We start from the raw sequence: 18,142 nt of genomic DNA on the forward strand, positions 1-18,142 counted from the left end.
TTACTTTCTCAAGACACGAATGCCCAAGCGAACTTTATCTTTTTTTGTTTTTCCTTGCTCTTCGAGTATTTGGATACGGCCTAATTTTCTAACTGATATAATATCTAGATAATCAACAACATAATCAACTCGTTCTGTTTCTACCCAATTAACTTTGACTCTCTTTGATTCTACTATCTGTTTAGCTCTTTGCCTAGATATATTATATACTGTGGAAATAATATTATCAATTCTTAAGGAACTGACCGTTAATCCTTCTTCAATCCACTCATTTGTCGGAACAATAAGGTCCGTATAAGTAATTTTTTCAAAACGAACACCAAAGGAACCTATCTTATCTACTTGATTAACAATATAGTTTGCCATTGTATCTTTAATAAATACTTGCCATCTTGAGCGATCTGTAATAATATCACCAATAAACTCACGCTTTATACCAGTACTCATCAAAGTGCCTAATATTTTTCCATGACTTAAGGAACCAAACTTCGTAGGGTACTTAATTTCATAAATAGCAATATCATAATCTTCTTGCTGCGGTTCGTAGTAACTGGGATAAATCACAGCACATTGACGCTCAGAATTTTCAAATCCCCCAAATAGAGAAAATTTGATATCATTTTTTTTGCCAATAAGGCTACTTAAAATGAAAGCCTCTCTAGGATTTAAAAAATCTGTTACGTAAGGTGCGTATTGATTTTCTACTTGTTCAAACCAACTAATCACATTATCAATAAAAGGATGTTCGTCCTTGCGAAAATGCTGGTACACATTAGCTAGCAAAAAACTCACATCCTTTCTCTTTTAAAATTTAGTACCCAAAAACCAATTGGGTTACAAGTTTAGCTAGCCCATTACTTACAAGTTGTAAAGCAATTACTGCTACAATAATTGTAAAATCTATCGGACCAAACGATAAAGGCAATCGGTCAAACAAACTTAAATATGGTCTACTAATTTTTATAATAAATTGTCCTATTTTTGATTCATATGCTCCTGGAAACCAAGACAATAATGCATATGCTATAAGTACAAATGAATAAATTTCTACTGCTTTAAGAAATATCATTAAAAGATTTATAATTAACATAACTGTACACCCTTAATAATTAGATAAGTGTGTTGAAATTAAACTTTGTGCTACTGAAGAATCAACATCTACATTTGCCGGTGAACAAATAAATATTTCTTCGCCTATTCTTTGGATGTCTCCATCAACAGCATAAATAGCACCAGTTACAAAATCAACCACTCTTCGTGCTTGAAATTCTTCCATTGCTGAAAAAGTTATAATAACAATTTCTTTTCTAAACAATGCTTGAGCAATTGATTTACAATCTGAATAAGCTCTAGGCTCGAATACAGTAATTTTACGATGTACACGTTTGTTTTCAGTTTGACGTCGCTGATTTTTATCGTTTACATTTTGGTAAGCGTTCATATCAACAACTTTTTTATTGGTAAGATTGGTTGAAGAAGTTTGACCTAAAGAAGTTGCATTTTTTTCTTCAGACGCTTGATAAGCGTAAGATGGTTCATTAGAATATTGTGTCTCTTCTTTTTCAAAACTTTCTTCATCTACCATGGGAGCGTCTAAATTAATATCTTCTTCCTGTGAATCATCCAGTCCAAAAAAATTGGACCAATTTTTTGATTTAAATAAATTCATCTTTCTGCCACCTCGTTTCCTTCTTCATTAAAAAATTTTGAGCCCACTCGAACAAACGTGGCACCTTCTTGAATAGCTACTTCATAATCACGACTCATCCCCATACTTAATTCAGTACAAGGAGCGTAACTTAAGTCCTTCTCTTCAATCGTCACCTTTAACTTATTCAAAGTAGAAAAAATAGACTGTAATTCTTCTCTTTTTGCTTCAAAAGGTGCCATTGTCATTAAACCTATAACGACAACATTTTTAAATTCCGAAAGTGATTGTATAAACTCTTCCACTTCAGATATTGTCAGCCCTTGTTTCGAAGTTTCCTCTGAAACATTTACTTGAACAAAACACTTGATAGGATTTAGAGCTCGCTTATTTATTTCCTCAGCAAGTTTAAAATTATCTAACGCATGAAAATAATCAATATCATTAATAATATTTTTTACCTTTCGGCGCTGTAAATTACCTATAAAATGCCATTTAATTTGCTTTTGGTCAGAAAGAAAAGCTTTCTTTTCTATTAGTTTTTCCATTCTATTTTCTGCAAAGTGAACAATACCTGTATCAGCAACTTGTTTCGTTGTTTCATTATCTACAGATTTACTGACACAAATTAAGTTCACAGAATGTGGATTTCTGTGACTTAACTCGCAGTTTTTTTGAATGTTTGTTTCAATACTTTGAATATTTGTTTTTATTGTTTGTTCAAGCACTACCTACTCACCTCTTATTTTTTTCTTCTAAAGAATGGTGGTGTACTCAACTCATCATCATCATCATCTGAAGAATGATCTGATTCAGTATTACTAAATGTATCAAAATCTCTCTTTTCGATTGATTCGAATTGTGTTTCATCAGGCACATTGCGTGTTGGTGTTTCACGACGGATGTCCCAATCACCAAATGCTCCATTATTTGTATTAGTTGCTTCAGCTTCAACTTGTTTAGCTTCTTGCGCTGGTCTTACTTGACGTTGAACCATTCCTTGAGTTGTCACATTGCCTCTTGGAGCCATTGGACGTTCTCTTTTTCCTGGATCAATTCCAGTTGCAATAACTGTTACAATGATTTCATCACCTAGTTGATCATTAACTGATGTACCTAAAATAATATTTACATCGCCACCAGTAGCGCTTGCCACAATTTCAGAAGCATCTTGTGCTTCAAATAATGTCATGTCTAATCCACCAGTGATATTTAATAAGACTTGCTCAGCACCTTCAATAGAAGTTTCTAATAATGGAGATGCGATTGCTTTTCTAGTTGCTTCGATAACACGGTCTTCACCGTTAGCCACACCAATACCCATAAGGGCAGTTCCTTGGTCTTCCATGACTGTCTTCACATCAGCAAAGTCTAAGTTGACATAACCTGGAGATGTAATTAAATCTGAGATACCTTGAACACCTTGGCGTAATACGTTATCAGCTTCTCTGAAAGCTTCCAACATTGGTGTTTTCTTATCAACGATTTCTAATAAACGATTATTAGAAATAATAACTAATGTATCAACATTTTCTTTTAATTCTGAAATACCTTCTGCTGCAAATCTGCTGCGTTTTGGTCCTTCAAAACTAAATGGTCTTGTTACTACTCCAACTGTTAAGGCACCTTGCGCTTTAGCAATTCCTGCAACAACAGGAGCGGCACCAGTACCAGTACCACCACCCATTCCAGAAGTGATAAATACTAAGTCTGCACCTTGAAGTGAAGCGGCAATTTGCTCTTCGCTTTCACTAGCTGCTTTTTCACCAACGTCTGGTAAAGAGCCTGCACCTAATCCTTTTGTAAATTTTGGTCCTAATTGAATCACTGTTTCAGCTTTTGAATGTTGTAAAGCTTGAACGTCCGTATTAGCTACGATAAATTCTACTCCCTTAACACCCTCATCAATCATGCGATTTACGGCATTACCACCAGCGCCACCGACACCGATAACTTTGATAACTGCGCCAGTGTTTACTGTGCTATCTAAAGAAAATTCCATTGTTTGTTTCCTCCTAGGATATTAATCGAATATGTTAGACAAGAAACCTTTAAACTTGTTACCGATTCCTTCTTTTTCAGTTGGTTCTACTTCAACTTCTGTTACTGTTTCTTTTGGTTGTACTGGCTGTGTCTCAACTTTTTTAGGTTGCTCCATTGGAACTTCTCTATTATGTGTTACTACTTTTTTCTTGTTGTCATAAATTGCTAATTTTGTAACGTGATAAACTTCATCCAGTTGAGCAACATATTCAACAATTGCGATACCATTAGCGAACACTGGGTTACGTAATCCCATATGGTTTGGAACATATAATTTTACGTTTGTTTCAAAAATGTCAGCTGCAAGTTCTACCACACCTGGTAAACTCGCTGCTCCACCAGTTAAAATAACACCACCTGGTAAATTTAACGCATCAATACTATCTAAAACTGCTTTAGATTTTGTAAAGATTTGTTCTGCCCGAGCTTCAATGATTTCAGATAAATATCTTTCATCGATTCTTACGGGTTCATTTTTTCCAATAACATCAACTGGAAATTCTTCATTAGATGATGTTCTTTCAGGATAAGCATAACCATAATTAATTTTTAAAGTCTCTGCGTTTGTTAACGATGTATTTAAAACAACAGAGATATCTTTAGTAACAAACTCGCCACCCTCTTGTTCTACGTGAGAGAACTTCAATTCTCTTTCGTACATAACAGAAGTTGTGGTTTGTCCGCCACCCATGTCAATAATTGTTGTTCCAAAATCTTTTTCGCCATCTGAAAGGATCGACTCAGCTAATGCTAATGGTGTAATCACCATTTCTTCAACACCTAAACCTGCTTTTTCAACACATTTACGAATGTTGTGAACAATTGTTTTAGGGCCTGTAAATAATAAACCCTTCATGTCTAAGCGGACACCAATCATTCCTCTTGGATCTTTAATACCTTCAAATCCATCGACTTTAAATTCTTGTGGAATTAAAGTAATGACTTGACGTTCTGGTGGAGTAGATCTTACCACAGCTGCTGATGCAACATTTTTAACATCTGCTGAAGTGATTTCTTTTGATTCTGTGTTAACAGCAATCATGCCCTCACATTTTTCAACTTGAAGTAAGTTAGCAGGAATCCCCACGCTAACACTTCTAATTTGGACACCTGATTTTTCTTCTGCTTGTTTAACTGCTCTTTGAATAGATTGAACGGCTTTATCAATATCGATAACAATGCCTCGATCCAATCCTTTTGATTTTGCATTTCCAACGCCAATAATGTTAATTTGATTTTCTATGTACTCAGCTACTACGACTTTCACTGATGTTGTTCCAATATCAAGACTCACATGTATTCCTGTTTTTGCCATGAAAGGTGTTCCCTCCTATTTTCTAACAGAGTCTTCCTCTATTATTGCATAATACCTCACACCATTCTATCATAAAATAGGGTATTAAATAAAGAAGAATACTATAATTGTTATTATTTTTTTCTTAAAAATATTGAATCACTCTACAACTTCAATTGAACTACTTTCCTCAGTTGATTCAGATGTTTGGTGCGGATATGAAAAAACACCTGATAGTCCTGCTTCCATATCAATTACGCCTTTTTCTTTCATCTCTGCAGTTATCTTGTCATAAAAAGCCATTTTATCGGCAATGGTCGTTGAAAGACCAATCACTTCATTACCATCTTTCATTTTAAACTTAATTCTAAATGGATTAGTTTTCGTTGCCAATGACTCGATACTCTCAATATTTGCTTTAAGGCCTGCATCAAATTTATTATACGCATCTAGGAATTCAGTTAAATTCTCACCTTCTTCAAAATTTTGTAATAAAGGTAAATTTTTATTAATTTCTTTAACTGGTTCTTTTAAAATAAGACCACTGGCTAAAACCTCATAATCTTTTCCGCTTATTTTAACATAACCAATAGTAGGATATTCCTTGATGGTTACTTTAATTTGATTTAAATTCACTAGACTAATTTTAGCCGTTTCAATTCTTTGGTCATTTTTTTTAATTTTTTGAGCCATTTCATTTTTATTAAAATACTGTTCCCACAGGCTTTTGCCTACTCTAATTTCTGATGAAGTAACCACTTTGTTAGCGTCGCTATTTTCAATACCAGAAACAATAATTTTACCTACCTTACTTAATGGAGAAATAAAATACAATGTAATAAAAATCGAAATCACAAGCACACTTAATATTAAAGATAGACGCTTAAGTAACTCTTTTTCTTTTGGTGTTTGACTGTATCTCAATTTACTAAAATTCAAGCCAAACTCTTTTTTACTTTCTTCTGTCTCAATTTCATCACTACTATAATTTTTATCACTTTTGACTTCTTCCGAAAAATCATCGGTATTCTCTTGAGGCGGTAGCATTAACTGTTTTTTTTCATTTATTTCTTTATTTTCATTGTCAGTCATTTTCTGCCTCCTCTTATGAGATTAACTCAATAATTAAACGGTACAAACGATCAGTCGCATCTTGAATGCCTTCTTTTTTAGACGCTTCTGCCATTTCGCTTCTTTTGTTCTGATTAAGCATCAATTCATCAATTTTAGAGACCAGTGTCTCTTTAGTTAATTCATCATTTCTAATCATCAACGCAGCATGCTTATCTACTAAGCTTTGAGCATTTTTTGTTTGATGGTCGTTTGTAACATTAGGACTTGGAATTAAAATAGAAGGCAAGCCTAAAGAAGTAATTTCAGCTAAAGAGGTTGCACCTGCACGACCCACAACAACATCTACATTTGCTAAAACATTTTCCATATTTTTTATGTAAGGAACTACTTTAATGTTGTCTTTATTCCCTGTGATTGTCTTCCATTTTTGTTCAACATCACTAAAATATATTTCTCCTGAAGCATACAATATTTGATAGGGTTTCTCTGTTAATAAAGATAAACTATCTAATAACGCCTTGTTAATTGCTAGTGCACCACGGCTACCACCAAAAATTAAAACTGTTGAAACATTTGTTTGTAACCCATACTGAGTCAACACATCAGATTGTTTAATATTGGCAACTTCTTGAGCACGTGGATTACCAACCATCACAACTTTATCAGTTGGGAAATCTTTTGTTACATCTGAAAAACAAATACCAATCTTATCAACATATCTTGCTAAAAATTTATTAGTGACACCTGCCACACTATTTTGTTCATGAATAATTGTTGGAATGTTTAATTTGTGTGCTGCATATACAACTGAACCGCACACATACCCTCCTGTTCCAATCACAATATCTGGTTGGAATTTTTTTATAATTTGTTTAGCTTTCTTAATACTGCTTAAAAATAAATAGACTGTTTTAAAATTACTTAAAGATAAGGAACGTTTAAATCCTTGAATTTCAATTGTCTCAAACGGAATTCCTTGATCTGGAACTATTTTACTTTCTAGACCTTTTTTAGTTCCCACAAATAAAAATTCAGCGTCAGGATGTTTCTTTTTTATATATTTAACAAGAGAAACGGCTGGATATATGTGACCACCCGTACCTCCGCCAGATACTAGTACTTTCATATTATTCCCTACTTACTATTTGTTTTATTTCTTTGACAAACGCATTGCCACGAATTTCAAAGTTTTGGTATTGATCCCAGCTTGCACAAGCAGGGGATAATAAAATTGCATCGCCAGCTTCACTGAAATTCCACGCATTTTTTACAGCTTCAACCATATCGGATACTTTTAAACAGTTAGTAATCCCTACTTTTTTCCCAATATTTATCAACTTATCAGCTGTCTCGCCTGTAGCAATTAAGGCTTTCACTCCTCTTAAGGCCCCTTCTAACTCATCAAATTCATTTCCTCTGTCTAAACCACCAACAATTAAAATTAATTTTTCATTATCAAAGCCACTCAAAGCTTTTTCTGTTGCTAAAATGTTAGTTGCTTTAGAATCATTGTAAATTTTTACACCTTTATATTCACCAATGAATTCTGTTCTATGAGGAACACCAGAAAAATTCATCAACGTCTGTTTAATTTTTTCGTTAGAAACACCAGATAGCTTAGCCACTATAATTGCAGCCAATGCATTTTCAATATTATGATCTCCTGGCACGCCAACTTCTGATGCTAACATTATTTTTTCATCCTTATAAAATAGACTATCATCTAAAACATAGGCACCCTCTTCTTCAATAGTGCTTGTTGAAAAATACATGACAGTTGCTTTTGTTTTCTCAGCTAATTCTCTTAACTCTTTCTGATTGCCATTTAAAATTAAATATTCGGCTGATGTCATATTTTTTTGAATTTCCCATTTTGCCTGAACATAATTCTGTCTGTTACCATGATAATCAATATGAGCTTCAAATAAATTAGTCACTATTGCAATTGATGGTTTGAATTTTTCAATTCCCATCAATTGAAAGCTAGATAGCTCCGTAACTAGCACATCTTCTTTTTTAGATTTTACAACAACGTCACTTGTTGGGTATCCAATATTTCCAGCTAACTTAGCAACACCTTGCTGACGATCACTATTTAATAGCTGATAAATCATCGTTGTTGTTGTTGTTTTTCCGTTTGTCCCAGTGATTCCAATAAATTCAGCTTCAGAAACAGCATAAGCTACCTCAACTTCTGTTATTATCGGAATCTTTTTTTCTATTGCTTTTTCGAGAATAGGATTCGTATAAGGAATCCCTGGATTTTTTACAATTAATGAAAAACCCTCATCAAGTAAATCGATTGGATGGCTACCTGTTATAACAGTCATCCCTAACGCAAGCAATTCTTGAGCTTCTGGATTTTCATCTATTTTTTTTGCATCATTCACTGTGACAAATGCGCCTAATTGATGTAATAACTTAGCAGCTGCAACACCACTTTTGGCTAATCCTAATACTAAAATTTTTTCATTTGCGTATTCTACTGCTTTTTTCATGCCAATCGATTCTCCTTATATTATAAATATAAAATTGCTAGCGTAATACCCGACATAACTAATCCTACTATCCAAAAAACAATGTCAATTTTCCATTCACTCCAGCCACTTAATTCAAAATGATGATGAATTGGTGACATTTTGAATATTCTTTTACCTGTCAACTTAAATGACCCTACTTGCAAGATAACACTTAATGTTTCAACTACATAAATTAAACCAATTAATAATAATGTCCATTCTTGATGCAGCAAGATCGAAATCGCAGCTAACATCCCTCCCAATGCAAGTGAGCCCACATCTCCCATAAAAATTTTGGCTGGTTTCTTATTATAGACAAAGAATCCTAATAAAGCTCCAATGGAGGCAATACAAATTATTAAAATATCATACTGTTCCTGTTGCCAAGCGATAAAGGCGTATGTTCCAAATGAGATAGAAGCAAGCCCTGAAACCAACCCATCGATACCATCTGTTAAATTCACTGCATTCGAAAAACCAACTAGCCAAAAAACAACAAATGCACCGAATATAACCCCCATATCAACATTTCCTATTAGAGGAATATTTAATAACGTACTAATTCCTTCTGATTTCATCATTAGGTACAAGATAATACCACCAATGATTTGTCCAAGTAATTTTTGTTTTGAATTCAAGCCTAAATTACGTTTTTTAAATACTTTAATAAAATCATCTAAAAAACCTAGCAAACCATATAATACTAAAATAAACAATACACTCCAAAAAGAAGTTGTTAGTTCTTGTTGCCAAAAACCAGTAATTATTGAAGTAAGTACAATACTAATCAAGAAAATTAACCCACCCATTGTTGGTGTTCCTGTTTTAGCTAAATGTGCCTGAGGACCTTCTTCTCTAACTGCCTGACCCATTTTTTTCATTTTAAAAAAGGCAATAAATTGAGGTATTGTCATTAAAACAAATGCAAACCCTAAAGATAATGGGATTAATAATTCTGTAAGCATCATAATTCTCTCCTAAATTTTAATTATCTGTATTAACCGTATCGACTTTAAAAGCATGTTTTAACATACTATTAGAAATGTCTGAAACTAATTTTTGCGGACTTCCATGTTCACCAGTAATCGTCGGCCGCTTCATCGTGACGTACATGATATACTGTGGATTTTCCGTTGGTGCTATTTGGACAACAGAGTAAAGATAATCATATTCTCCTGTTAAAAGTTTTCCATTTTCAAATATTTGTGCTGTTCCTGTTTTAGCAGACACATCCACTCCATCAATCCCATAAATATCATACCCTGTTCCATAAATTGGGTCATTAACAGTATCTTTCATGAAATCTAAGACTTTATCAGCCGTTTCAGGTTTAATCGGCTGCCCGATTTTTTCTGGACCGTAAACTTTTTCATCTTTACCGTCCTCTGAAGTGATTTTTTGAATGTATTGAGGTTTCATCATAGTCCCTTTATTAGAAATCGCTGTAAATCCTTGCATCATTTGAAAATTAGTCACACCAATTGCTTGTCCAAAAGAAGACATTGCTGTATCTACTGGGTTTTTATCTCTAATATTTCCTGGTTCTTCAAAAGGTAAGCCAGATTTTGTTGATTTAGCAAAGCCAAATTTTTGTAAATAATCTTGCCATGTTGTTCCCATTTTTTGTTCAAGTAGAACCATCCCTACATTACTTGACCATGATAAGGCTTGTCTGTAAGTCAGCGTTCCTTTTCCTTCTGGTTTCCAATCATTAATCGTTGTATCATAAACTTGAATTTTTCCCGATTGGAATGTTTCGTTTTCATTGTAATTACCAGAATCAATAGCCGCCGCCATTGTAAATACTTTCATTGTCGATCCAGGTTCAAAAGGAGTCTGGACTAATAAATTTTGCCAAACTGGTTTAGGTTTATCTTTTTCTTCATATAAACCTTCCTTTGTTTGCGGATCAAATGTTGGGCGTTGTGAAGCTGCCAATATCTGTCCTGTTTTAGCATCCATCAACATCGCTGTTATATCCTCTGGAGTTGCTTTTTCTAATACGTCATCCATCACTTCTTCTAAACGAAGCTGAAGATTACTATCTAAGGTTGTGTAAATATCTTTTCCATCAACTGATTCTTTATCAACAATAACAGAACCAGGCAATTCGTTGCCCTTACTATCCTTTTGATAATACTTAAAACCATCTTTTCCTTTAAGAATATCGTCATAAGCTTTTTCAATACCCATGCCATTTTTACCAGTTAATTTAGAATCTTCTTCATCAGCATTTTCAGGTTGGGCATACCCAATTATATAAGAAGCATATTTACCATTCGGATACATTCTATCTGGATGTTCCGTAAAATAGACACCTGTTATTTTTTCTTTTTCTAATGCCTTCTCAATATTTTTTTTCACTTCTAAAGATAAATTTTTACCCTTAGAACCAAATTCTGTACTTCCATAATATTTTCCGTCAGCATTTTTTTTCACTTTTTTACTCAATTGTTCCATCGTTAAGCTTTTATCAATGCCGGCGTATTGATTAAATATATCAGCAATTTTGCTTTTATCCTTATCATGCACAAAAAGTTCTACACTATTTAAACCAATGTAATCTTTACCTAACTCAGCATATAACGAATAGGAAGTAGCATCTTCAGCAATTGGTTGTCCATTTCTATCATAAATGGTCCCACGCTTTGCCTTGATGATGCTACTTCCTTGATACAGATCCTGTCTCTTCTTATCTAAACTTTCAGATCCTACTTTACCTACTCCGATAATATAAACAAATCGCACTGCAAAAAGAAGGAAAATGGCAATAGTGGTTCCAAAAAGAATAATACCTACTTTTTTTCTATTACCCGATGGTGTTAAATTTTTTGCCGCTATTTTTTTTTTGAACTTCCGCCTAAATTCTTTCATTATTTTATTGTCCTTATGTTTTCATCTCTTACTTTAATTTCCGCCTTATCCGCGATACCTTTAACGCGATCAGCTCTAAGTAATTCATTTTTTTCTTGCTCTAATTTATCAATTGCACTTTTTGATTCATTCATCGTTTGTTGTACGCTAGTTATTGCTTCTTCTTCTCTATTAATAGCTGTCGTCATCTTTATTGTAGCAATAGATAAAAATAAAAAAGTAACAACAACTGTAGAAAAGACAATTTTTTCAAGCTTACTTACTTTTCTCAGCTTGCTTTTAGGTACTAGATATGGAATGTTTTCTTGTAACCTTTTCTCCTTTTCTGGAGGTAAGGTTTGTGCATAATCATATATCATTGGTTCTTGTTTTTCTGGAAGAGACACACCTAACCCATCCTTTCAGGAGTTATTTTTTCAGCCACTCTAAGTTTAGCGCTTCTTGAACGATTGTTAGCTTCCAACTCTTCATCAGAGGCAACAATTGGTTTTCGATTAATAAATTTCAATGTTGGTTGGTATTCTACAGGTACCATCGGTAAACCAGGTGGTAAATCTTTTGGTCTACTATATTCTTTATAAATATTCTTTACAATTTTATCTTCCAAGGAATGAAATGTAATCACACTAATACGACCTTCGTGATTCAACAATTCTATGGCTTGCTCCAACGATTCACCAATAACTTCTAATTCACTATTAACTTCAATACGAATTGCTTGAAAAATACGTTTAGCAGGATGTCCACCTTTTCTTCTAGCTGGTGCTGGTATCGCCTCTTTAATCAATTCTACTAGCTCTCCAGTTGTTTCGATTGGTTTTTCAATTCTTTTCTTCTCAATCAATCTTGCAATTTGTTTAGAAAATTTTTCTTCCCCGTATCTAAAAAATATCTTTACTAATTGTTCATAACTATATTCATTTACAACATCAAAAGCACTTATCGGTGCCGTTTGATCCATTCTCATATCTAAAGGAGCATCTTGATGATAGCTAAAACCTCTTTCTCCTTCATCTAGCTGAGGAGAAGAAACGCCTAAATCATATAAAATACCATCAATTTCATCAACACCATGTTTAGCTAACTCTGCTTTTAAATATCTAAAATTCGCTTGAATAAACGTTACCTTATTTTGTTCTAACTCATTTTTTAGTTTGTTACTCGCATGTTGGATAGCTGTTTCATCTTGATCAAACGCATATAGATGACCCTTTTCAGATAGTTGTGAGAGAAGGTACTGGCTATGACCGGCTCCACCTAAAGTACAATCTACATAGATTCCATTAGGCTTAACATTAAGTCCATCTACTGTTTCTTTTAATAAAACCGTGACATGTTCAAAATTTTCTGACATAAATATCTTTCTCCAAGCTTTAGTTTAAAAACCAAAATCAATCATTGTTTCAGCAATGTCATCAAAATTCTCTTCAGCATCTAGAGAGAAATCTTCCCAACGTTCCTCGCTCCAAATCTCAATTCGATTTGAAACACCAATTACAACACATGGTTTTTCTAATTTCGCATATTTTCTTAAGTTTAACGGAAGATTAATTCTTCCTTGTTTATCAATTTCACATTCAGTAGCAGCTGAGTAAAAGAATCGAACAAAAGTTCTTGCTTCTTTTTTAGATAGTGGCATTTCTTTCATTTTATCTTCTAAAACTGCCCATTCGTCCATCGGATAACCAAATAAACATCCATCCATCCCTCTTGTTACGATAAACTTTTCACCTAAGCCTTCTCGTAATTTTGATGGAACAATTAAACGTCCTTTTAAGTCAATATTATGTTGATATTCACCCATAAACATAAAAGGTCACCTCGACTCGCCACTCAATAGAACTAGTCTACCACATTCCCCCACTTTCTACCACATTCTTAGCAAAAAAATTAAGATTTGGTATAGATTGTAATAAAAGTGAAAACAAAAAAGACAATACCAGTAAATATACTCGTCCTTGTCTTAGTTTTTTTATTTTAAAAATAGAATAATACTTACTAAAATCAATAAAAAATAGATTAGTAAAGTAATTAAAAATATTATTCGCCACACCATTTTTAAATATCTTTTATACTTAATTTCCTTATACTGATACGCTTGAAAAACTGCTATCAACATAGAAACCAGTAAAACAATCAATAACGTATATGGTAGAAAACTTTCATCAAAGGTCTTTTTTGATAAATAGTGAATACCAATTAGTAAAAAAGGAGTTGCAATATCAGGTGATTTAACTCCATATTTTTTCTCAAGAGAAGTTTTTTTTACTAAAAAAGAACTTCCAAATAATAATATCAATGGAAAGATATACCAAAAAAAAGTAACTATCGTAAATTTTTGCATGTGACTAATTCCCTTCACAATCCTTTTGTAAGCTTCACTACTAAGACAAATTCATTATAAGCCATTTAGATGTCAAACTAATAACAATGATGGGACTTATAAAGTCGTCTTTGTAACAACCATTACAGAATAAGGCTTTTTCTAAATTTAATCCTTTAAACAATTATAGTTCATCTAGTGAAACAGTTCAATTTTTTTAAAATTAATTTTTATTTCACGATTTTTAATTAATACTTACCTTGATTCCTCTTACTATTCGGTGTAAACTATTATCATTGAACATAAGACTAAAAGGCGGAATATAATATTATGAGTAAAAAACCAAAAAGTACTTTTTCAAAAATTACAACTGTTGTCATTTGGGTAATGTTAATCGCTATGGTTGGTGGGGCAGTTATAACTGCACTAGCTAGTCTAGGCATGATCTAAAAAATAAAGAAACGGATCAATTTGACCCGCTTCTTTATTTTTTTTGAGCAATTGCTAATAATTCTTTAGCATGTTCTAATGTTAAAGGTGTTATTTCACTACCTGATAACATCCTAGCAACTTCATCAATTCTCTCATCAGATGCCAATTCACTGACACTCGTCTCAGTTCGCTTATTTTTTATTTCTTTTTTAATAAAATATTGCGTATCTGCAATAGCAGCTACTTGCGGTAAATGAGTGATGCATAACACTTGAGAATTCATCCCTATTTGATGGATTTTCTCAGCAATCGCTTGTGCAACTCTGCCACTCACACCGGTATCAACTTCATCAAAAACAATACTCGTCATTCCATGATTTTTCGAGAAGATAGTCTTTATTGCTAACATCACTCGGGATAATTCTCCACCTGAAGCAACTTTTACTAGAGGCTTCAACTCTTCTCCTAGATTGGTAGAGATAAAGAATTCTATTTTATCAACACCATATTCATTTGGTTTATCTAGTGGCGTAAATTTCACTTCAAATCGTGTATTTTCCATAAACAAACTCTTAAGTTCCACCAAAATATTCTCTTCTAATCCTTTGGCGGTCTCCATCCTACATCCACTTAATTGTTCTCCTAAAGAATCCACTAGATTTTTTTCTGTTTCCATTTCTTGTTCTAGCACTTCAATATCAAAATCACCAATTTCTGAGAGCGATAATTCTTCTTTAATAAACTCGAAATACTCTAATACTTTTTCAACTGTCTCGCCATATTTTCTTTTCAACTGACGGATGACATCTAACCGTCCTTCAACTTCTAACAAACGAGATTCATCTAGCTCTAAGTCATCTACCAAAGCAGAAACATTATTCGATGCTTCTTGTAATGAGTAGTAGCTTGTTTGTATTAATTCACTTGTTTCTTTGTACGAAGCATCCAAATGTTCAATACTACTCATTTCATTCATCGCCTGTGCTACTAAATCTAATGTTTGACTATCTTCTCCGTTAATCACATGATAAGTGTTTTTCAAAGCATCTGTTATTTGTTGAAAGCTAACCAATTTTTTTCGCTCTTCAAGAAGTTGATCTTCTTCATCAGGAATAAGCTCTGCTCTATCAATTTCTTCAAATTGGAACTGCAACATATCCATTCTTTGAACGTATTCTTTTTCATTAGCATAGAATTTTTTAACCGCTAATTCAATTTCTTTAAATTTATGAAAATGCTGCTGATATTCTTCCAACAACGGTGTTAATCGCTCTGGATCAAAATGATCTAACAAACTCAAATGATGACTTGCATCCATTAATTCTTGGTGCTCATTTTGTCCATGGATATCGACTAAAAATTGACCAATTTCTCTCAACGTTTTTGTATTAACTAGTTGACCGTTAATTCGACAATTATTTCTACCTGTTCGATAAATTTCTCGTTGCACAATTAAAAGGTCATCCACCATCTCAATTCCATGATTTTCTAAATAAACAGCTATTTCTTTTTTATTTTCAATATAAAACGAGCCTTCAATACGACATTTTTCTGCACCATCTCTAATAAAATCACTTGATCCACGTCCGCCAACAATTAATCCCATCGCATCAATAATAATAGATTTTCCAGCACCAGTTTCTCCTGTTAACACAGTCATCCCTTCTTTAAATTCAATATTTAAATTAGAAATAATCGCAAAATCTTGAACAGATAATTCTTGTATCATACATCGTCACCTTCTTATATGATTTCTAGTATCTTTGTTTCTAATTCGATAGCTAATTTTTCTGTTTTTGCAAAGATCAACACTCGGTCATCATTGACCATCACTGTAAAAATATCCGCTTTATAGTATGATTCTAAAGCGCCTCCTAAAGCAAATCCACTCCCCGGTTTTGTAAGAATGGAAATCATTTTATCCATTTGAAAAACATCTATAAAAGAACTCCTCAACATTCGTTCCAATTTAGCATAACTTGATTTATCCTTTTCGGGCATACTATATGTAAAACTTTTATCTATGCCCATTTTTTTTATTAACTTCATTTCTTTAATATCTCTTGAAACCGTCGCTTGAGTTACTAAAATATCATTTTCTAATAATAAACGTACTAAGTCTTCTTGTTTAGATACTTTTTGTTCAGTAATAATTTTTTCAATCCATTTATGTCTTTCTTGCTTCCTCATCTTCGCTTCCTCCAGTTAACAAATTACGTTAGCCTACTATGAGATAACTCCACAATCTCTTCTGCTGATACTTCACTTAAAAATGCCCCTATTCCTTCAACAGGTTTTAAATGTGCTAAGAATTCAATATTACCATCCCCACCTGTAATAGGTGAAAAATCCAGACCTTCTACATTAAATCCAAATTCTTGAACGAAAGATAAAACATCTTTTAAAACAGATAAGTGAACTTTTCTATCACGAATAATTCCTTTTTTACCCACTTGCGCTTTTCCTGCTTCAAATTGAGGTTTTATCAAAGCTATCACCTCTCCATCAGGTGTTATAATCGTTCTTAAAACAGGTAAAATTAATTTTAGCGATATAAAGGAAACATCGATTGAAGCGACATCAGGCTGACCTTTGGTAAAATCCTCTAATTTAGAGTATCTAAAGTTTGTTTTTTCCATCACTTCAACACGGTCGTCTTGTCTTAATTTCCACGCTAACTGATTAGAACCAACATCTAAAGCATAGCTCATTTTAGCTCCATTTTGTAGCGCTACATCTGTAAATCCACCTGTTGAAGAACCGATATCTAATAAAATTTTACCTTCAAAATCCACCAAAAAAGATGCCATTGCTTTTTCTAATTTCAAACCACCACGAGAAACATATTTTAAAGCTTGTCCTTTTAACCTAAGAACAGAATCTACTGAGATTTTTTCGCCTGGTTTATCATAACGAACGCCGTTTGAATCTACAACCAAGCCAGCCATGACATTTCGTTTAGCTTTCTCACGAGTCTCACTCAACCCTTGTTGGACCACTAGTACATCCACACGTTCTTTCTTTACTTTTTCACTCATTACATTACCTTCAATTCTTCTAAAATAACATCTAATAAGGTTTCTTTTTTGTCATAGTTCAGTATTTCTTTGGCCTGATTTAACGCTTCTTGAGCATTGTCACAATATGATTCAAATGCGGTTTGAGCACCCTTTATACCTAACAAAGAAACATAAGTATTTTTATCATGTGCTGCATCTGCACCTATTTTCTTACCGATGATAGTCTCATCACCAATAACATCTAATAAATCATCCCTCACTTGAAAAGCAATCCCTAGATATTCCGCATATTCAATAAGATATTTTTTAACTTCTAGATTATCGGTACTTAAACTGGCACCAGCTTCTACTGCATATTTTATTAATTCACCTGTTTTTTTACTGTGCATATCTTGTAATTCTTTTAACGTTATTTTTTTATTTTCTCCTAACATATCTTCCATTTGTCCTGCTATCATACCTGACGAACCAGACGCATTAGCAAATAAGCGAATCAACTCTACTTTCAAAGCACTTTCAATTTCTGCTGTTGACACTAAATGAAAAGCTTCAGTCAATAAAGCATCTCCTGATAAAATCGCCACAGCTTCACCATAAATTTTATGGTTGGTGGGTTTTCCCCGCCTTAAATCATCATCATCCATCGCTGGTAAATCATCATGTATTAACGAATAAGTATGAACCATTTCTAAAGCCGCAGCTACGTCGTAATGCTGACTTTCAAAAGAAACTTCAAAAAAATCGACTGTCGCCAATAATAACAACGGTCTGAATCTTTTACCTCCTGCCATTAAAGAATAAGCCATTGACTCTAGCAGTAGCTCAGATTGGTTGCTCTTTTTTAAAAAAGTTACCATTGTCTGATTAATAAAAGGAATGTTATTTGCTGAAAACTCCTTATATGTTAGCATCATA

Annotated in this window: 20 protein-coding genes; 1 reads left to right on the forward strand and 19 read right to left on the reverse strand. The window is 33.4% G+C overall.

What is annotated here, in order from left to right:
• From FM121_RS04650 to FM121_RS04720, 15 genes are all read right to left on the reverse strand, one after another.
• Positions 1-783, reverse strand: coding sequence for a YlmH family RNA-binding protein (locus FM121_RS04650; RefSeq protein WP_086950994.1), 783 nt, complete (start codon positions 781-783; stop codon positions 1-3).
• 28 nt (positions 784-811) lie between these two features.
• A complete protein-coding gene (locus FM121_RS04655) occupies positions 812-1,090 on the reverse strand; it encodes a YggT family protein (RefSeq protein WP_086950995.1) in 279 nt (92 codons plus the stop codon).
• 12 nt (positions 1,091-1,102) lie between these two features.
• Complete coding sequence (locus FM121_RS04660; protein WP_086950996.1) at positions 1,103-1,669, reverse strand: cell division protein SepF; 567 nt, start codon at positions 1,667-1,669, stop codon at positions 1,103-1,105.
• The gene (locus tag FM121_RS04665) at positions 1,666-2,376 is read right to left on the reverse strand and encodes a YggS family pyridoxal phosphate-dependent enzyme (RefSeq protein ID WP_256958407.1); all 711 of its coding nucleotides are present in this window, start codon (positions 2,374-2,376) and stop codon (positions 1,666-1,668) included. Before FM121_RS04665 ends, FM121_RS04660 begins: the two co-directional genes overlap by 4 nt.
• A 14-nt stretch (positions 2,377-2,390) precedes the next feature.
• Positions 2,391-3,650: a cell division protein FtsZ gene (gene ftsZ / locus FM121_RS04670; RefSeq protein WP_086950997.1), complete on the reverse strand. Its 1,260-nt coding sequence runs from the start codon at positions 3,648-3,650 to the stop codon at positions 2,391-2,393.
• A gap of 21 nt (positions 3,651-3,671) precedes the next feature.
• Positions 3,672-5,006, reverse strand: a complete 1,335-nt coding sequence (ftsA, locus tag FM121_RS04675; protein ID WP_086950998.1) for a cell division protein FtsA — start codon at positions 5,004-5,006, stop codon at positions 3,672-3,674.
• Between the two features lie 138 nt (positions 5,007-5,144).
• On the reverse strand, positions 5,145-6,077 hold the full coding sequence (locus FM121_RS04680) for a cell division protein FtsQ/DivIB (protein WP_086950999.1): 933 nt from the start codon (positions 6,075-6,077) through the stop codon (positions 5,145-5,147).
• A 13-nt stretch (positions 6,078-6,090) separates the two neighbouring features.
• Positions 6,091-7,185 (reverse strand): undecaprenyldiphospho-muramoylpentapeptide beta-N-acetylglucosaminyltransferase, encoded by a 1,095-nt coding sequence (murG, locus tag FM121_RS04685; RefSeq protein ID WP_086951000.1) that lies wholly within the window; start codon positions 7,183-7,185, stop codon positions 6,091-6,093.
• 1 nt (position 7,186) lies between these two features.
• Entirely contained in the window at positions 7,187-8,557 is a 1,371-nt protein-coding gene (gene murD, locus FM121_RS04690) for a UDP-N-acetylmuramoyl-L-alanine--D-glutamate ligase (RefSeq protein ID WP_086951001.1), read from the reverse strand.
• Between the two features lie 20 nt (positions 8,558-8,577).
• The gene (mraY, locus tag FM121_RS04695; protein WP_086951002.1) at positions 8,578-9,546 is read right to left on the reverse strand and encodes a phospho-N-acetylmuramoyl-pentapeptide-transferase; all 969 of its coding nucleotides are present in this window, start codon (positions 9,544-9,546) and stop codon (positions 8,578-8,580) included.
• A gap of 16 nt (positions 9,547-9,562) precedes the next feature.
• Positions 9,563-11,452 carry a peptidoglycan D,D-transpeptidase FtsI family protein gene (locus FM121_RS04700; RefSeq protein WP_086951003.1) on the reverse strand — a complete coding sequence of 630 codons (1,890 nt, stop codon included), beginning with the start codon at positions 11,450-11,452 and terminating at the stop codon, positions 9,563-9,565.
• Complete coding sequence (locus FM121_RS04705; RefSeq protein WP_086951004.1) at positions 11,452-11,838, reverse strand: hypothetical protein; 387 nt, start codon at positions 11,836-11,838, stop codon at positions 11,452-11,454. The genes FM121_RS04700 and FM121_RS04705 overlap by 1 nt, the downstream gene beginning before the upstream one ends.
• Positions 11,839-11,840: 2 nt before the next feature.
• Complete coding sequence (rsmH, locus tag FM121_RS04710) at positions 11,841-12,806, reverse strand: 16S rRNA (cytosine(1402)-N(4))-methyltransferase RsmH (protein ID WP_086951005.1); 966 nt, start codon at positions 12,804-12,806, stop codon at positions 11,841-11,843.
• Positions 12,807-12,830: 24 nt separating this feature from the next.
• Positions 12,831-13,262: a division/cell wall cluster transcriptional repressor MraZ gene (gene mraZ / locus FM121_RS04715; RefSeq protein ID WP_086951006.1), complete on the reverse strand. Its 432-nt coding sequence runs from the start codon at positions 13,260-13,262 to the stop codon at positions 12,831-12,833.
• 162 nt (positions 13,263-13,424) lie between these two features.
• Positions 13,425-13,796, reverse strand: coding sequence for a DUF3397 domain-containing protein (locus tag FM121_RS04720; protein WP_086951007.1), 372 nt, complete (start codon positions 13,794-13,796; stop codon positions 13,425-13,427).
• Positions 13,797-14,105: 309 nt separating this feature from the next.
• Here FM121_RS04720 and FM121_RS04725 point away from each other — a divergent pair, with 309 nt between their 5' ends.
• Entirely contained in the window at positions 14,106-14,225 is a 120-nt protein-coding gene (locus FM121_RS04725; RefSeq protein ID WP_086951008.1) for a DUF4044 domain-containing protein, read from the forward strand.
• A 34-nt stretch (positions 14,226-14,259) separates the two neighbouring features.
• Here FM121_RS04725 and recN read toward each other — a convergent pair whose 3' ends face one another.
• Genes recN through FM121_RS04745 form a run of 4 tightly spaced genes read right to left on the reverse strand, consistent with a single transcriptional unit; the run spans position 14,260 to position 18,141 of the window.
• Complete coding sequence (gene recN / locus FM121_RS04730; RefSeq protein ID WP_086951009.1) at positions 14,260-15,936, reverse strand: DNA repair protein RecN; 1,677 nt, start codon at positions 15,934-15,936, stop codon at positions 14,260-14,262.
• Positions 15,937-15,950: 14 nt separating this feature from the next.
• Positions 15,951-16,397 (reverse strand): arginine repressor, encoded by a 447-nt coding sequence (locus FM121_RS04735; RefSeq protein WP_086951010.1) that lies wholly within the window; start codon positions 16,395-16,397, stop codon positions 15,951-15,953.
• A gap of 23 nt (positions 16,398-16,420) precedes the next feature.
• Positions 16,421-17,245 (reverse strand): TlyA family RNA methyltransferase, encoded by an 825-nt coding sequence (locus FM121_RS04740; protein WP_086951011.1) that lies wholly within the window; start codon positions 17,243-17,245, stop codon positions 16,421-16,423.
• Positions 17,245-18,141 carry a polyprenyl synthetase family protein gene (locus FM121_RS04745; RefSeq protein WP_256958408.1) on the reverse strand — a complete coding sequence of 299 codons (897 nt, stop codon included), beginning with the start codon at positions 18,139-18,141 and terminating at the stop codon, positions 17,245-17,247. The genes FM121_RS04740 and FM121_RS04745 overlap by 1 nt, the downstream gene beginning before the upstream one ends.
• Between the last annotated feature and the right edge of the window lies 1 nt (position 18,142).

It is taken from the genome of Vagococcus fluvialis bH819, from assembly GCF_900163795.1.
Lineage (GTDB): Bacteria > Bacillota > Bacilli > Lactobacillales > Vagococcaceae > Vagococcus > Vagococcus fluvialis_A.

Coding starts and splice junctions, on each gene's coding strand:
- FM121_RS04745 (WP_256958408.1), bottom strand. CDS start 18,141: ATGATGCTAACATATAAGGAGTTTTCAGCAAATAACATTCCTTTTATT.
- mraY (WP_086951002.1), bottom strand. CDS start 9,546: ATGATGCTTACAGAATTATTAATCCCATTATCTTTAGGGTTTGCATTT.
- rsmH (WP_086951005.1), bottom strand. CDS start 12,806: ATGTCAGAAAATTTTGAACATGTCACGGTTTTATTAAAAGAAACAGTA.
- murD (WP_086951001.1), bottom strand. CDS start 8,557: ATGAAAAAAGCAGTAGAATACGCAAATGAAAAAATTTTAGTATTAGGA.
- FM121_RS04680 (WP_086950999.1), bottom strand. CDS start 6,077: ATGACTGACAATGAAAATAAAGAAATAAATGAAAAAAAACAGTTAATG.
- recN (WP_086951009.1), bottom strand. CDS start 15,936: ATGATACAAGAATTATCTGTTCAAGATTTTGCGATTATTTCTAATTTA.
- murG (WP_086951000.1), bottom strand. CDS start 7,185: ATGAAAGTACTAGTATCTGGCGGAGGTACGGGTGGTCACATATATCCA.
- mraZ (WP_086951006.1), bottom strand. CDS start 13,262: ATGTTTATGGGTGAATATCAACATAATATTGACTTAAAAGGACGTTTA.
- ftsA (WP_086950998.1), bottom strand. CDS start 5,006: ATGGCAAAAACAGGAATACATGTGAGTCTTGATATTGGAACAACATCA.
- FM121_RS04735 (WP_086951010.1), bottom strand. CDS start 16,397: ATGAGGAAGCAAGAAAGACATAAATGGATTGAAAAAATTATTACTGAA.
- FM121_RS04660 (WP_086950996.1), bottom strand. CDS start 1,669: ATGAATTTATTTAAATCAAAAAATTGGTCCAATTTTTTTGGACTGGAT.
- FM121_RS04740 (WP_086951011.1), bottom strand. CDS start 17,245: ATGAGTGAAAAAGTAAAGAAAGAACGTGTGGATGTACTAGTGGTCCAA.
- FM121_RS04655 (WP_086950995.1), bottom strand. CDS start 1,090: ATGTTAATTATAAATCTTTTAATGATATTTCTTAAAGCAGTAGAAATT.
- ftsZ (WP_086950997.1), bottom strand. CDS start 3,650: ATGGAATTTTCTTTAGATAGCACAGTAAACACTGGCGCAGTTATCAAA.
- FM121_RS04700 (WP_086951003.1), bottom strand. CDS start 11,452: ATGAAAGAATTTAGGCGGAAGTTCAAAAAAAAAATAGCGGCAAAAAAT.
- FM121_RS04720 (WP_086951007.1), bottom strand. CDS start 13,796: ATGCAAAAATTTACGATAGTTACTTTTTTTTGGTATATCTTTCCATTG.
- FM121_RS04725 (WP_086951008.1), top strand. CDS start 14,106: ATGAGTAAAAAACCAAAAAGTACTTTTTCAAAAATTACAACTGTTGTC.